Below are 13,987 nucleotides of genomic sequence, written 5' to 3' on the forward strand. Positions count from 1 at the left end.
GGCGAGTGTATATAAAGCCAGAATCAGTTGCTTTCCAGCATATGAATAATCTGGTTTGCAACCACTTTAGCGCTTTGATCGTCAGTACGAATGGTCACATCAGCAATCTCTTCGTACAGAGGATTGCGTTCATCGGCCAAAGCTTCCAGAACTTCACGTGGCGGTGTTTCAACCTGCAACAACGGGCGCTTTTTATCACGCTGCGTGCGTGCCAGCTGTTTTTCGATGGTCGTCTCAAGATAGACCACTACGCCACGGGCGGAGAGACGGTTGCGGGTTTCGCGAGATTTTACAGAGCCGCCGCCAGTTGCCAGCACAATGCCCTGTTTTTCCGTGAGTTCGTTGATCACTTTTTCTTCTCGGTCACGGAAACCTTCTTCGCCTTCTACGTCGAAGACCCAGCCCACATCCGCTCCGGTTCGTTTCTCAATCTCTTGATCAGAATCGTAAAATTCCATATTGAGTTGTTGAGCTAACTGACGCCCAATAGTGCTTTTGCCGGCACCCATAGGCCCAACCAGAAAGATATTGCGTTTCTCTGCCATTTTTTCGGTACTACTAAGACTATTCGTTAATGGTAATCCCCGCTGCGCAGACACCCGGCGTAGCAGGACATGAACTGAAACCTCATTTGCAATAGAGCGAGAGTCAGACGAAAAATTATCTCAATACTCCGGCTTGTTTGGCAACTGATTAAATCACCGTTCCCGGCGCATAAGGAAATAAGACGTAAGTCCAACTCAAATCGGTACTCCTTGTATGCTAATTCATGCCCCACGTCAAACATCTGCAACAAACTGAATGCAAAATCATTGCGGGGATCGTTACCCATTACTGAATACTGACCAGACGTGGCGTGATAAACACCACTAACTCGCGCCGTTCGTTATCTTTTCCATCATGGCGGAACAGCTGACCCAGCCACGGAATGTTGCCCAGCACGGGCACGCTGTCGCGTCCGGTTTTATTCTTTTGCGAAAAGATCCCGCCCAGCGCGAGCGTTTCCCCACTTTTTACCTCAACCTGCGTTTCGATCTCCTGCTTATCGATCGCCAGCGTTTCGCCGTCTGCCTGTTGCAGCACCTGGCCAGGCATATTTTCACTGATATGCAATTTCAGGCGCACGCGGCCGCCCGGCAGGACCACTGGCGTGACCTCCATGCCTAACACAGCCTCTTTAAATTCAACGGATGTCGCCCCGCTCTCGCCGCTGGAAACCTGATACGGAATTTCGCTGCCCTGCTTGATGCTGGCCGGCTGCATGTGCGACGCCAGCAGCCGCGGGCTGGCGATGATATCCACCTGCTGCTTTTGCTCAAGCGCCGACAACTCAAGATCCAGCATCCTGCCGTTGATGCGCCCGATGTTAAACCCTGCGTGGGTGGTTGCACTGGCCACCGACAGATCCGCCCCCAGCGTCGTGACCTGACCCACCTTACCGGCCTCCGTTGCGTCAGCGAGGTTCCATTTCACCCCCAGTTCACGCAGGCTTTTTTCACTGATGGTCACAATCTGCGCCGCCAGTTCCACCTGCTCGACGGGCAAATCCATCTGCACAGCCCAGCGCTGGAGCATATCCACCACCGTCTGGTTATCCCTGACCAGAAAACGGTTGGTGCGCTTGTCGACGGAGAGACTGCCTTTCGGGCTTAAGAGCTTTTCCGCCGCTTTTTGCAATTCGGCCGCATCCGCATAAGCAAACGGAATGCTGTGAGAGTGCAGCGGGGCGTCGAGCAGACGCTGGGCCCGCTCCTGCTCTTTACGCGTCTGTTGCTCCCGTTGCCAGGCCGCCGTATGCACATAAAAAATGCCGCCTTCTTCCCGCAATACCAGCCCGGCGCTGTTCACTACCGTCTGAAGCGCCTGCCTCCAGGGCACCCGCGTTAAATTCAGCGAAAGCGAACCGCTGACATCCGGCGACACCACCAGATTGCGATCCTCCTGCGCTACCAACGCCTGTAATATCTGCACCACCGGGACATCATCCACCAGCAGGGTGACCGGTTTTGGCGTCGCGGCCCACAGAGGCTGGCTGATTGCCACCAGTAACAGCCCTATCCTTATCTTCACTTTTTTTCGTTCCTTCTCGTTGCCATGTCCATCGCTTCGGCTCGCACATGTCGCCGACATCAACGGTCAGTTGTTGTTTATCTATTGCGCTCACCCGCCAGCCTGTCGGTAACCACATCTGCGTTTTTACCCGGTGCCAGCGTTTCTGCCCGTCCTGTATAAGGCCGATATCCCTGCTGCCGCTGACTACCCCCTGATACCGCCACTGGCTGAGCTGCCCGGCTGCGCAACGCTCTTCCGGCACAGAGAAGGGATCCCGCATTCCGGTCAGGAAAAGCGGAGAAAGCAGGATCAGCAAACGGGCTTTACTGCGCATGACCGATCTCCAGTTGCAGGCTGAGGCGTAGGCGTTTGCCCTGTGGGGTGATGGAAAACGCACTCACCCGCGCGTTCTCAAGCGCCAGCCGGGAAAAGAGCGCCGGAACCGCGCCCCAGGAGGCATCCAGCGCCAGCTCTCCCCCACGCTGCTGCGGCTTCCAGTACACCAGCCTTGCGCCCTCACGCTGAAAAGCCAGGGGAGAAAAGGGCTGCGAGGGCGTCACTTGCGTAACCACTACTCGCCGTCCGGCCTCTGGCCACAGCGAGGCGTTGATTCGCTTCGCACTGATGGCCTGCGCCTGAATATCGGCGTAACGCAGAGCAGCGGGCCTGAGCAGCAGTCCCCAAATTGCCCACGCAACAAGCCCCGATGCGATCAACCAGCAAAGGACGCGCCGGGAAGGACGTGCATCAGTCCAGCGTTGATACCAGATACCCACCGGCTACCTCCGGCTATGCAGTTGAAAAGAGAACATCCATCGCCCCTGGCTATCCTGTTGCAGTTCGCCTGCCGGTCCGGGGTTAAATCCCGCCACCCTTTTCAGGGCATCGGTCATGGCGGAGAGCGCTGGCAGTGAGGTGGTATAGCCGGTCAGGGTCAGCGAGGGTGGCTGATAACGCAGCGCCGTCAGCCACGCCTGCCGGGGCATTGCGCTGGCAAGGGACTCCAGCGCAGGTTGCCATGCCGGATCAGACGGCGGCGAGGGGGTTTTCTGCCCCGCTGACTGCGGCTGACGGGCTCTCAATACTTTCTGCACCGCACGTGTCCCCGCCAGTTCGCTCTGCAACGCCTGTAACGCGAGAGACTGCGTCGCCCGCAGGCTTACGCCTCCCGCCAGCATCACCAGCAATGAGGCGGCAAAGAGCAGCCCCCAGAAACGCAGGCGCTGATTACGTTGCTGTCGACGCCAGGGTAAAAGATTGGGCATGCTCATTACGGCGCCTCGCTCATGGCCAGCGCCAGGGCGACGGTGTAATCAGCACCGCATTCCGGCAACGGCGGCTGGCACAGCGTCACCGCTTCCCAGGGATCGCGGGCAGCATCAAACACGGCGATATCAGAAGGAGAAAGCGCAAGCAGCGCCGCCAGTTCATTCACCGTCGCCGCTTCTGTGGTATAGCGCCGCCCCCACTGGTGACGCATCGCCCATAGCCACTGGTGTTGATCTCTCCAGGCGACGCACCGGGCGGGGGCAACAGCAGAGATAAGATTAGCCAGCGCGCCGGCATCCGGGGCGATTGCTGCCAGACGCAAACGCAGCGCGTTCGCCAGCGTCAACAGGGTATCGACCTCTCTGTTTTGCGCTGCGGTAACCTGAAAAGTGTTGCTGAACGTATCCTGCGTGTAGTCAAAACAGAGCGTATCGGCGGGCATCTCCAGCTCACGCGCTAATGCGGCGCCTACCCAGGTGAGCTGTTCGCTGTCACGCAAGGTAACGGATGGACGGGGCAACGCGCGTTGCAGAAAGCGCGTCGCCGGAAATGAGAGAAATACCCGATGCGAGTGCGGCAATGTTTTCCGCCAGCCACGTAATGCGTTAACCAGCTGTTCTGGCTTAAGTATTTTGCCTTCCCCGATAACGCCGTCCGGCAGCGGCACCGCCCACCAGCGCCGTAAACGCCATCCGGCCCGCTCTCTGGTCAGCGCTACCGCAACCACCTTATCCTGTTGAATATGAACGCCTGTTTGCCACGTTTTAAAAGCCATGCTTCACGATCTCCTTATCGCCCGTCGGAGTGACGGCTATATCAATGAATCAGGCTTGCCTTTATACTACCGCGCGATTGTTTAGAAACTGCCCAGGCTAAACCAAATGGGAAATCTCCGGTGAAGTTCGTAAAGTATTTATTGATCCTTGCAGTCTGTTGCATTCTGCTGGGAGCAGGCTCGATTATTGGTTTGTACAAATATGTCGAGCCGCAACTCCCTGATGTCGCCACGCTTCGTGATGTGCGGCTTCAGATCCCTATGCAGGTCTATAGCGCCGATGGTGAACTGATGGCGCAATACGGCGAGAAACGTCGTATCCCTCTGACCTTAAATCAAATTCCACCCGTGATGGTGAAGGCTTTTATCGCCACCGAGGACAGCCGTTTTTACGAGCACCACGGTGTCGATCCGGTCGGTATTTTCCGTGCGGCAAGCGTGGCGCTGTTCTCCGGTCATGCCTCTCAGGGGGCAAGTACCATTACCCAGCAGCTGGCGCGTAACTTCTTCCTCAGCCCGGAAAAGACGCTGATGCGTAAGATCAAAGAGGTGTTCCTCGCGATCCGCATTGAGCAACTGCTGAGCAAAGACGAGATCCTTGAGCTTTACCTCAACAAGATCTATCTGGGCTACCGCGCCTATGGCGTAGGGGCTGCGGCTCAGGTCTATTTTGGTAAGCCGATCGATCAGCTCACGCTGAGCGAAATGGCGACCATTGCCGGCCTGCCAAAAGCGCCATCCACGTTTAACCCGCTCTACTCGCTGGACCGCGCCACCGCGCGCCGTAACGTGGTGCTGTCGCGTATGTTGAGCGAAGGCTACATCAGCCAGTCTGAGTACGATAAGGCGCGCAGCGACGTTATTGACGCCAATTACCATGCGCCGGAAATCGCCTTCTCTGCACCGTATCTTACTGAAATGGTTCGCCAGGAGATGGTGAGTCGCTACGGTGATAAAGCGTATGAAGATGGTTATCGCGTCTATACCACCGTGACACGCAAGGTGCAGCAGGCTGCCCAGCAGGCGGTGCGTAATAACGTGATGGATTACGATATGCGTCACGGCTATCGCGGCCCGTCCAACGTGCTGTGGAAAGTGGGTGAAGGCGCATGGGACAGTAAAAAAATCACGGATTCCCTGAAAGCGCTGCCGACCTATGGCCCGCTGCGTCCGGCGGTCGTCACCCAGGCCGATCCACAGGAAGCAGTGGCGATGATGGCCGATGGCACATCCGTTTCGCTGCGCATGGAAGGTATCCGCTGGGCGCGTCCGTACCGTTCTGACACCCTTCAGGGACCTACGCCACGTAAAGTGACCGATGTCGTACAAACCGGACAACAAATCTGGGTGCGCCAGGTAGGCGATGCCTGGTGGCTGGCGCAGGTGCCGGACGTAAACTCTGCGCTGGTCTCCATCAATCCGCAGAACGGCGCCGTGATGGCGTTGGTTGGCGGGTTCGATTTCAACCAGAGCAAATTTAACCGCGCGACCCAGGCGCTGCGTCAGGTTGGTTCGAACATCAAACCGTTCCTGTATACCGCGGCGATGGATAAGGGGTTGACTCTCGCCAGCATTCTCAACGACGTGCCAATTTCCCGCTGGGATGCCGGTGCGGGCTCTGACTGGCAGCCGAAGAACTCTCCGGCGCAATACGCTGGCCCTATCCGTCTGCGTCAGGGCCTTGGCCAGTCGAAGAACGTGGTCATGGTTCGCGCGATGCGTGCGATGGGCGTTGATTACGCGGCAGAGTATCTGCAACGCTTCGGCTTCCCGGCGCAAAACATCGTTCATACTGAATCTCTGGCGCTCGGCTCCGCGTCCTTTACGCCGCTCCAGGTCGCGCGAGGCTACTCGGTGATGGCGAACGGCGGCTTCCTGGTCGATCCGTATTTCATCAGCAAAATAGAGAACGATCAGGGCGGCGTACTGTTTGAAGCGAAACCGAAAATTGCCTGCCCTGAATGCGATATTCCGGTGATTTACGGCGACACGCCAAAATCCAATGTCCTGGAAAACAAGGATATGGAAGATGTGGCGATCTCTCAGGAACGTCAGAATCTGGCGGTGCCGCAGCCCCAGCTGGAACAGGCCAATCAGGCGCTGGTCGCCCAGAGTGGCGCGCAGGAGTATGCCCCGCACGTGATCAGCACGCCGCTGTCGTTCCTGATTAAGAGCGCACTGAACACCAACATCTTTGGTGAACCGGGCTGGCAAGGCACCGGCTGGCGAGCGGGCCGCGATTTGCAGCGCCACGACATCGGCGGCAAAACCGGGACAACCAACAGTTCAAAAGATGCCTGGTTCTCAGGTTATGGCCCGGGGGTTGTCACCTCCGTCTGGATTGGTTTTGACGATCACCGCCGCGATCTGGGGCGCACGACCGCCTCTGGCGCGATTAAAGATCAGATTTCCGGTTACGAAGGCGGCGCGAAGAGTGCGCAACCTGCCTGGGATGCATACATGAAAGCCGTTCTCGAGGGCGTACCAGAGCAGCCGCTAACGCCTCCGCCGGGCGTGGTGACGGTGAATATCGACCGCAGTACCGGACAGCTCGCGAATGGCGGTAACAGCCGTGCCGAGTATTTCATCGAGGGCACTCAGCCAACCACGCAGGCAGTGCATGAGGTGGGTACGGAATTGATTGATAACGGCGAAACGCACGAGCTGTTCTGACGCCAACAAAAAAGCCGGGTGGCGACTTCGCCTGACCCGGCCTACAACGTCAATGCAAAACGGCAACCTTCGGTTGCCGTTTTTAATGGTGGCGCTACAAACGCCCCTGCCCCTTGAGCCATTCCCGCACCAGGAACAACGCGCTCACGTTGCGCGCCTCGTTAAAGTCAGGATCTTCCAGCAAATCCATCAGATGAGCCAGCGGCCAGCGAACCTGCGGCAGCGGTTCCGGCTCATCTCCTTCCAGCGATTCAGGATAGAGATCTTCCGCGACAACGATGTTCATTTTGCTGGAGAAATAGGACGGCGCCATGCTCAGCTTTTTCAGGAACGTCAGCTCTTTCGCGCCAAAACCGACCTCTTCTTTCAGCTCCCGGTTTGCCGCTTCAAACACCGTTTCGCCCGGGTCGATCAGTCCTTTGGAGAAGCCCAGCTCGTAGGATTCTGTGCCCACGGCGTATTCACGAATGAGGATCAGGTGCTCGTCGACGATGGGCACAATCATCACCGCTTCACGCGAGGAGGGGCGCATACGCTCATAAACACGACGCACACCGTTGCTGAACTCCAGATCCACGCTTTCGACATTAAACAGACGCGATTTCGCGACGGTTTCAACATTCAGAATGGTGGGCTTTTGTAAGGGTTTGGTCATCTTGACGGGTCTTTGCTGGGTGAACTGGCTTTATTGTGCGATACGCCGCACGGTTTCGGCAATGTCAATTGCTCTTTATTTACATTTATGCAACGTAACTGTAGGCGATTCTCATTTCAAAACAAATGTCAAGAGGTTGAAATGTTTCCAGGAATTTGCTGATATCGCGCCGGAACAGGCTTTGTTATCATTACTGGTCACTGGGATGCGCGTCAACATGCTCAAGTTAGACTCCATACTTGCCGATAGCCGACCACAGAATCTCATTCATTGTACAAAAGGTGCGACTGACAACACCTGTAAGAAGATAAGTAAGATGGGGAAAGCATGAGCACCATTTTGATTTTTCTCGCTGCTGTGCTGGCCTGCGCGTCGATTGCGGTGTGGGTATTCAGGCGCCGCGTACATCGCCGTTATCGGCTGCCCTTTTTGAACGCGTTTGCCGGGGCAAACACGCGCAAGCTTTCGCCAGAGGAACGCAGCACCGTTGAGCAGTATCTCGACACGCTGAACCGATCCCGGCTTTCGCCTGGCCCTACCGGCGCCAGCGCCGCCCCCGTATCGCTCAACCTGAACGCCCAAAGCGACACCGTTCTGTGCGTGACGCGCTCCATTACCCGCTACGGCATTACAACCGACGATCCCAACAAGTGGCGTTACTATCTCGACTCTGTTGAAGTGCACCTGCCTCCCTTCTGGGAGCAATATATCAACGACGAAAACAGCGTCGAGCTCATCCATACCGATACGCTGCCGCTGGTTATCTCCCTGAATGGTCATACTCTGAGCGAATATGTTCAGGAAGCGCCACGCTTTGCGCTGGAACGCGCAAGCGGAACGCAGGCCTCTATTCGCGGTGAAGAGACAGAGCAGATTGAACTACTGAACATCCGCCAGGAGACGCATGAAGAGTACGTCCTGAGCCGCCCGGATGGCATTCGCGAAGCGGTGCTGATTGTCGCCTCGTTCCTGCTCTTTTTCATCTGCCTGCTGACGCCGGACGTGTTTGTTCCGTGGCTCGCGGGTGGCGCAGTACTGCTTCTGGCCGCCGGGCTGTGGGGCATATTTGCCCCGCCGGCAAAAACGTCATTACGCGAAATTCACTGCCTGCGCGGAACCCCAAAACGCTGGGGACTGTTCGGTGAGAACGATCAGGAACATATCAACAATATCTCGCTCGGGATCATCGATCTTATCTATCCGCGCCACTGGCAGCCGTGGATTGCGCAGGACCTTGGCCACAAAACGGATATTGATATCTATCTTGACCGCCACGTTGTACGCCAGGGGCGCTACTTATCCCTGCACGACGAAGTGAAAAACTTCCCGCTTCAGCACTGGCTCCGCAGCGCGGTGATTGCCGGTGGCGCCGCGTTAATCTTCGTCATGCTGCTGCTCTTCGTGCCGCTGGATATGCCGATTAAATTTACCCTGTCGTGGATCAAAGGGGCGCAAACTGTGGAAGCCACCAGCGTACAGCAGCTCGAAGAAGCGGGTGTACGCGTGGGGGATACGTTGCGCCTCAAAGGCACCGGGATGTGTAATATCCACACGCCGGGCGCCTGGAACACGCGCCAGAACTCGCCGTTCGCGCCGTTCGACTGCTCTCAGATCATCTGGAATGACGCCTCTCCGCTGCCGCTGCCGGAATCGGATGTGGTCAATAAGGCCACTGCGCTCACCCAGACGATTAATCGCCAGCTCCATCCCAAACCGGATGATGATTCTCGCGTCAGCCCTGCCCTGCGTTCGGCTATTCAGAAGTCGGGCATGGTACTGCTGGATGACTTTGGCGAAATCGTCCTGAAAACAGAGGATCTCTGTTCCGCCCAGGATGACTGTATCCGGCTCAAGAACGCGCTGGTCAACCTCGGCAACAGCAAAGACTGGGACGCGCTGGTGAAACGCGCCGAAGCGGGACGCCTGGACGGAGTGAACGTGCTTCTGCGTCCGGTCAGCGCCGAGTCGCTGGATAACCTGGTGGCGACCTCTACCGCCCCCTTCGTGATGCGTGAAACCACCCGTGCCGCCCAGGCGCTTAACAGCCCGGCGCCCGGCGGTTTTGTGATTGCCAGCGATGAAGGCAGCGACCTGGTGGATCAACCTTATCCGCAGGTTTCGCTCTATGACTATCCTGCCCAGGAGCAGTGGAGCGAATTCCAGCGTCTGGCGCAGATGCTGATGCAGACGCCATTCAGCGCGGAAGGGATCGTCACCACCCTCTTTACCGACGCCAACGGCACGCGTCATATTGGCCTGCACCGTATGCCGGATAGCGCTGGCCTGTGGCGCTATATAGGGACATCCCTGCTGCTGATTGCAATGCTGGCGTGCATTGTCTGGAACGGTTATCAGGCCGTACGCCGCTATCAGCGTTCCCGCACTCGGCTGGCAGAAATCCAGGCCTACTACGAAAATTGCCTGAACCCGAAACTGATCTCCTCTTCCGAGAGCCTGATCGGATAACGTCCCTGCGCGACAAGTTGTGCTACCCTGTCGCGCACGTTTCTTCTGGCTGGAGTTCCCCCTTATGCATCTTAATATCGACTGGCAGGCGGTCGATACCGTCCTGCTTGATATGGACGGCACGCTGCTTGATCTCGCCTTTGATAACTATTTCTGGCAAAAGCTGGTCCCGGAAACATACGGTGAACAGCAGGGGATCTCCCCGGCGGAAGCGCAGGAATTCATTCGTTCGCAATATAGCGCGGTGCAGCATACGCTAAACTGGTACTGTCTTGACTACTGGAGCGAGCGACTCGGTTTGGATATTTGTGCCATGACCACCGCCCAGGGCGCACGCGCCGTACTGCGCGACGATACGGTCCCGTTCCTGGATGCGCTGAAAGCCTGCGGTAAGCGCCGCATTTTGCTGACGAATGCGCATCCCCATAATCTGGCCGTGAAGCTGGAACATACCGGTCTTGCTTCACACCTTGATTTATTGCTTTCCACCCACACATTTGGTTATCCGAAAGAGGATCAGCGGTTGTGGCATGCTGTGGTGGAAGAGACCGGTTTACAGCCGGAACGCACGCTGTTTATTGACGACAGCGAGCCGATTCTGGATTCTGCGGCCGCTTTTGGCATTCGCTATTGTCTGGGCGTGACCAATCCGGATTCCGGCCTGGCTGAAAAAAGCTATCTGCGACATCCGGGGCTGAACGACTATCGCCGGATGATCCCCTCACTCACCGTGAAGGAGACGCCATGAAAGAAAAACCCTCTGATGGGGTAAGACTGGATAAATGGCTGTGGGCCGCCCGTTTTTACAAAACGCGCGCCCTTGCCCGTGAAATGGTTGATGGCGGAAAGGTGCATTACAACGGTCAGCGCAGCAAACCGAGCAAGCTGGTTGAACTGAATGCCACGTTAACGCTTCGCCAGGGCAACGATGAGAAAACGGTGGTGGTGAAAGCCATTACCGAGCAGCGGCGGCCCGCAACCGAAGCCGTTTTGCTGTATGAAGAGACGGCCGAAAGCATAGAGAAGCGCGAGAAAACCGCGCTGGCGCGCAAGATGAATGCGCTGACCATGCCTCACCCGGACCGGCGACCGGATAAAAAAGAGCGCCGCGATCTGATGAAATTTAAACACGGTGAGAGCGAGTAACCCTCACCTGCACGAGAGATGAAAATGGCCCAACACGACCAATTACACCGCTATCTGTTTGAACAATTCGCCGTGCGCGGCGAGCTGGTCACCGTATCCGAAACCTGGAAACAGATTCTGGAAAACCACAACTACCCGCTGCCGGTGAAAACCCTGTTGGGCGAACTGCTGGTTGCCACCAGCCTGCTGACCGCCACGCTGAAGTTCGCTGGCGATATTACCGTTCAGTTGCAGGGTGATGGCCCGATGTCGCTGGCGGTGATCAACGGCAATAACCAGCAGCAGATGCGCGGCGTGGCGCGCATTCAGGGCGATATTCCTGAAAATGCGGATCTGAAAACGCTGGTCGGAAATGGCTACCTGGTTATCACGATCTCGCCTGAAGAGGGTGAGCGCTATCAGGGCGTTGTCGGTCTGGAAGGCGACACGCTTGCCGCCTGCCTGGAAGATTACTTCATGCGTTCCGAACAGCTGCCAACCCGCCTGTTCATCCGCACCGGTGAAGTGGATGGTCAGCCTGCTGCCGGTGGTATGCTGCTTCAGGTTCTGCCTGCGCAGGATGCGCAGACCAATGATTTCGAGCATCTGGCAACGCTGACGGAAACCATCAAAGCGGAAGAGCTGTTCACCCTGTCGGCGACCGACGTGCTGTGGCGTCTGTACCACGAAGAAGAAGTGACGGTTTACGATCCGCAGGATGTGGAATTTAAGTGCACCTGCTCTCGCGAGCGTTGTGCTGGCGCCCTGAAAACGCTGCCGGATGAAGAGATCGACAGCATCATGGCGGAAGACGGTGAGATCGATATGCACTGTGATTACTGCGGTACGCACTACGTGTTCAATTCCATGGATATCGCGGAGATCCGCAATAACGCCTCTCCGGCGGACCCGCAGGTTCACTAAACCTCTTTCCCCTCCCCCTCTCCCCAACGGGGAGGGGGAACTTGAACACCCTCATCCCTGTGGGGTGAGGGGTAAAAACGCCACCCAAGCTGAATCGTTTTCCCAATGTAACCCTTACGTAATTTTCTTACATGTATGCGATTACATTCACATTCTTCTGGATAAATTCACCAGAGATTAACCTTTTAAGAACATTTTCCCCATCCAAAAAGCGATTCCTGCGATAATCTGCCCGCCCTGTGACTGGAGTCGCAGCGTTTTCCGTTAGTAAGGGTTTTGACCAGATACGTAAATCTATGAGCCCCGTCGCGGTTAACATCCCCAGAAAAACCCTACAATTTTAGGCAGTACATATTGGCTAAGGAGCAGTGATATGCGTGTTAATGGTTTAACCCCGCAAGATCTCAAGGCTTATGGTATTCACGACGTCCAGGAAGTGGTCTACAACCCCGATTACGATACGCTGTATCAGGAAGAGCTCAATCCGGCACTGGAAGGATACGAGCGCGGTGTGTTGACGAACCTGGGTGCTATCGCCGTCGATACGGGTATTTTTACCGGTCGTTCGCCTAAAGATAAGTATATCGTCCGAGACGACACCACCCGCGATACGCTGTGGTGGGCTGATAAGGGCAAAGGGAAGAACGATAACAAACCGCTCTCCCCGGAAACCTGGCAGCATCTGAAAGGACTTGTCACCCATCAGCTTTCCGGCAAGCGTCTGTTTATTATTGATGCGTTCTGCGGCGCTAACGCCGACACCCGTCTCTCCGTACGGTTCATTACTGAAGTGGCCTGGCAGGCGCATTTCGTGAAGAACATGTTCATTCGTCCGACCGATGAAGAACTGCAAGACTTCACCCCTGACTTTATCGTGATGAACGGCGCGAAATGCACCAACCCGCAGTGGAAAGAGCAGGGTCTGAACTCCGAAAACTTCATCGCCTTCAACCTGACCGAGCGTATCCAGCTGATCGGCGGTACCTGGTACGGCGGCGAAATGAAGAAAGGGATGTTCTCAGTCATGAACTACCTGCTGCCGCTGCGCGGTATCGCCTCCATGCACTGCTCGGCGAACGTCGGGGAAAAAGGCGATGTAGCAGTGTTCTTCGGCCTTTCCGGCACCGGTAAAACAACGCTGTCCACCGATCCAAAACGTCGTCTGATTGGCGACGATGAACACGGCTGGGATGATGACGGCGTGTTTAACTTTGAAGGCGGCTGCTACGCGAAGACCATTCGCCTGTCGGAAGAGGCAGAGCCGGATATCTACCACGCGATTCGCCGCGATGCGCTGCTGGAAAACGTCACCGTGCGTGCCGATGGTTCTATCGACTTCGACGATGCCTCGAAAACGGAAAACACCCGCGTCTCTTACCCGATCTACCACATCGAGAACATCGTCAAGCCGGTATCGAAGGCGGGTCATGCCACGAAGGTGATTTTCCTGACCGCGGATGCGTTCGGCGTGCTGCCACCGGTTTCCCGCCTGACCGCCAGCCAGACGCAGTACCATTTCCTCTCCGGCTTTACCGCTAAACTGGCGGGTACCGAGCGCGGTGTGACCGAGCCAACCCCAACCTTCTCCGCCTGCTTCGGCGCGGCGTTCCTGTCGCTGCACCCAACGCAGTACGCGGAAGTGCTGGTGAAACGCATGCAGGCATCCGGCGCCCAGGCGTACCTGGTGAACACCGGCTGGAACGGTACGGGCAAACGTATCTCCATCAAAGATACACGCGCCATCATCGACGCGATTCTGGATGGTTCGCTGGATAACGCTGAGACCTTTACGCTGCCGATGTTCGATCTGGCGATCCCAACAGCGCTGCCGGGCGTGGATACGCGTATCCTGGATCCGCGTAACACCTACGGTTCACCGGAACAGTGGCGTGAGAAGGCTGAATCGCTGGCGAAACTGTTTATCGAAAACTTCGAGAAGTATACCGACACCCCGGCCGGTGCTGCGCTGGTGAGTGCGGGACCAAGGTAAAAGCAAAAAGGCAACGAAAGTTGCCTTTTTTAATGTTTTCTCCCTCTCCCCGTGGGAG

The 13,987-nt window shown here is 56.6% G+C and carries 13 protein-coding genes; 6 read left to right on the top strand and 7 right to left on the bottom strand.

Going from position 1 to position 13,987, the window contains the following annotated elements:
• Positions 1-23: 23 nt before the first annotated feature.
• The 6 genes from aroK to RS584_RS21455 form a co-directional block, all read right to left on the bottom strand.
• Positions 24-545: a shikimate kinase AroK gene (aroK, locus tag RS584_RS21430; protein WP_003861630.1), complete on the bottom strand. Its 522-nt coding sequence runs from the start codon at positions 543-545 to the stop codon at positions 24-26.
• Between the two features lie 286 nt (positions 546-831).
• Positions 832-2,070, bottom strand: a complete 1,239-nt coding sequence (gene hofQ, locus RS584_RS21435; RefSeq protein WP_315748596.1) for a DNA uptake porin HofQ — start codon at positions 2,068-2,070, stop codon at positions 832-834.
• Positions 1,982-2,386 carry a HofP DNA utilization family protein gene (locus RS584_RS21440; protein WP_315748598.1) on the bottom strand — a complete coding sequence of 135 codons (405 nt, stop codon included), beginning with the start codon at positions 2,384-2,386 and terminating at the stop codon, positions 1,982-1,984. Before RS584_RS21440 ends, hofQ begins: the two co-directional genes overlap by 89 nt.
• Complete coding sequence (locus RS584_RS21445) at positions 2,376-2,828, bottom strand: hypothetical protein (protein WP_023304547.1); 453 nt, start codon at positions 2,826-2,828, stop codon at positions 2,376-2,378. The genes RS584_RS21440 and RS584_RS21445 overlap by 11 nt, the downstream gene beginning before the upstream one ends.
• A 3-nt stretch (positions 2,829-2,831) precedes the next feature.
• Positions 2,832-3,323 (bottom strand): PilN domain-containing protein, encoded by a 492-nt coding sequence (locus RS584_RS21450; protein ID WP_315748599.1) that lies wholly within the window; start codon positions 3,321-3,323, stop codon positions 2,832-2,834.
• On the bottom strand, positions 3,323-4,096 hold the full coding sequence (locus RS584_RS21455) for a DNA utilization protein HofM (protein ID WP_315748600.1): 774 nt from the start codon (positions 4,094-4,096) through the stop codon (positions 3,323-3,325). The genes RS584_RS21450 and RS584_RS21455 overlap by 1 nt, the downstream gene beginning before the upstream one ends.
• A gap of 120 nt (positions 4,097-4,216) precedes the next feature.
• Between RS584_RS21455 and mrcA the strand changes: the two genes are divergently transcribed.
• Positions 4,217-6,769 (top strand): peptidoglycan glycosyltransferase/peptidoglycan DD-transpeptidase MrcA, encoded by a 2,553-nt coding sequence (gene mrcA, locus RS584_RS21460; RefSeq protein WP_315748602.1) that lies wholly within the window; start codon positions 4,217-4,219, stop codon positions 6,767-6,769.
• A 94-nt stretch (positions 6,770-6,863) separates the two neighbouring features.
• Here mrcA and nudE read toward each other — a convergent pair whose 3' ends face one another.
• Positions 6,864-7,424: an ADP compounds hydrolase NudE gene (gene nudE / locus RS584_RS21465; protein WP_003861622.1), complete on the bottom strand. Its 561-nt coding sequence runs from the start codon at positions 7,422-7,424 to the stop codon at positions 6,864-6,866.
• Between the two features lie 327 nt (positions 7,425-7,751).
• On the opposite strand from nudE, the gene RS584_RS21470 reads away from it, so the two are divergent.
• The 5 genes from RS584_RS21470 to pckA all read left to right on the top strand — a co-directional run bounded on the left by RS584_RS21470 (position 7,752) and on the right by pckA (position 13,929).
• On the top strand, positions 7,752-9,890 hold the full coding sequence (locus tag RS584_RS21470; protein WP_017384151.1) for an intracellular growth attenuator family protein: 2,139 nt from the start codon (positions 7,752-7,754) through the stop codon (positions 9,888-9,890).
• 64 nt (positions 9,891-9,954) lie between these two features.
• Entirely contained in the window at positions 9,955-10,638 is a 684-nt protein-coding gene (gene yrfG, locus RS584_RS21475) for a GMP/IMP nucleotidase (RefSeq protein ID WP_000550486.1), read from the top strand.
• Positions 10,635-11,036 carry a ribosome-associated heat shock protein Hsp15 gene (gene hslR, locus RS584_RS21480; protein ID WP_003861618.1) on the top strand — a complete coding sequence of 134 codons (402 nt, stop codon included), beginning with the start codon at positions 10,635-10,637 and terminating at the stop codon, positions 11,034-11,036. The genes yrfG and hslR overlap by 4 nt, the downstream gene beginning before the upstream one ends.
• A 24-nt stretch (positions 11,037-11,060) precedes the next feature.
• Complete coding sequence (gene hslO, locus RS584_RS21485; RefSeq protein ID WP_026094339.1) at positions 11,061-11,939, top strand: Hsp33 family molecular chaperone HslO; 879 nt, start codon at positions 11,061-11,063, stop codon at positions 11,937-11,939.
• A gap of 373 nt (positions 11,940-12,312) precedes the next feature.
• Positions 12,313-13,929, top strand: coding sequence for a phosphoenolpyruvate carboxykinase (ATP) (gene pckA / locus RS584_RS21490; RefSeq protein WP_015571439.1), 1,617 nt, complete (start codon positions 12,313-12,315; stop codon positions 13,927-13,929).
• The last annotated feature ends 58 nt before the right edge of the window (positions 13,930-13,987 follow it).

Source organism: Enterobacter sp. DTU_2021_1002640_1_SI_PRY_ASU_LCPMC_013 (assembly GCF_032389435.1).
GTDB classification, from domain to species: Bacteria; Pseudomonadota; Gammaproteobacteria; order Enterobacterales; family Enterobacteriaceae; genus Enterobacter; species Enterobacter hormaechei_C.

Coding starts and splice junctions, on each gene's coding strand:
- aroK (WP_003861630.1), bottom strand. CDS start 545: ATGGCAGAGAAACGCAATATCTTTCTGGTTGGGCCTATGGGTGCCGGC.
- RS584_RS21440 (WP_315748598.1), bottom strand. CDS start 2,386: ATGCGCAGTAAAGCCCGTTTGCTGATCCTGCTTTCTCCGCTTTTCCTG.
- RS584_RS21450 (WP_315748599.1), bottom strand. CDS start 3,323: ATGAGCATGCCCAATCTTTTACCCTGGCGTCGACAGCAACGTAATCAG.
- RS584_RS21455 (WP_315748600.1), bottom strand. CDS start 4,096: ATGGCTTTTAAAACGTGGCAAACAGGCGTTCATATTCAACAGGATAAG.
- nudE (WP_003861622.1), bottom strand. CDS start 7,424: ATGACCAAACCCTTACAAAAGCCCACCATTCTGAATGTTGAAACCGTC.
- RS584_RS21470 (WP_017384151.1), top strand. CDS start 7,752: ATGAGCACCATTTTGATTTTTCTCGCTGCTGTGCTGGCCTGCGCGTCG.
- yrfG (WP_000550486.1), top strand. CDS start 9,955: ATGCATCTTAATATCGACTGGCAGGCGGTCGATACCGTCCTGCTTGAT.
- hslR (WP_003861618.1), top strand. CDS start 10,635: ATGAAAGAAAAACCCTCTGATGGGGTAAGACTGGATAAATGGCTGTGG.
- hslO (WP_026094339.1), top strand. CDS start 11,061: ATGGCCCAACACGACCAATTACACCGCTATCTGTTTGAACAATTCGCC.
- pckA (WP_015571439.1), top strand. CDS start 12,313: ATGCGTGTTAATGGTTTAACCCCGCAAGATCTCAAGGCTTATGGTATT.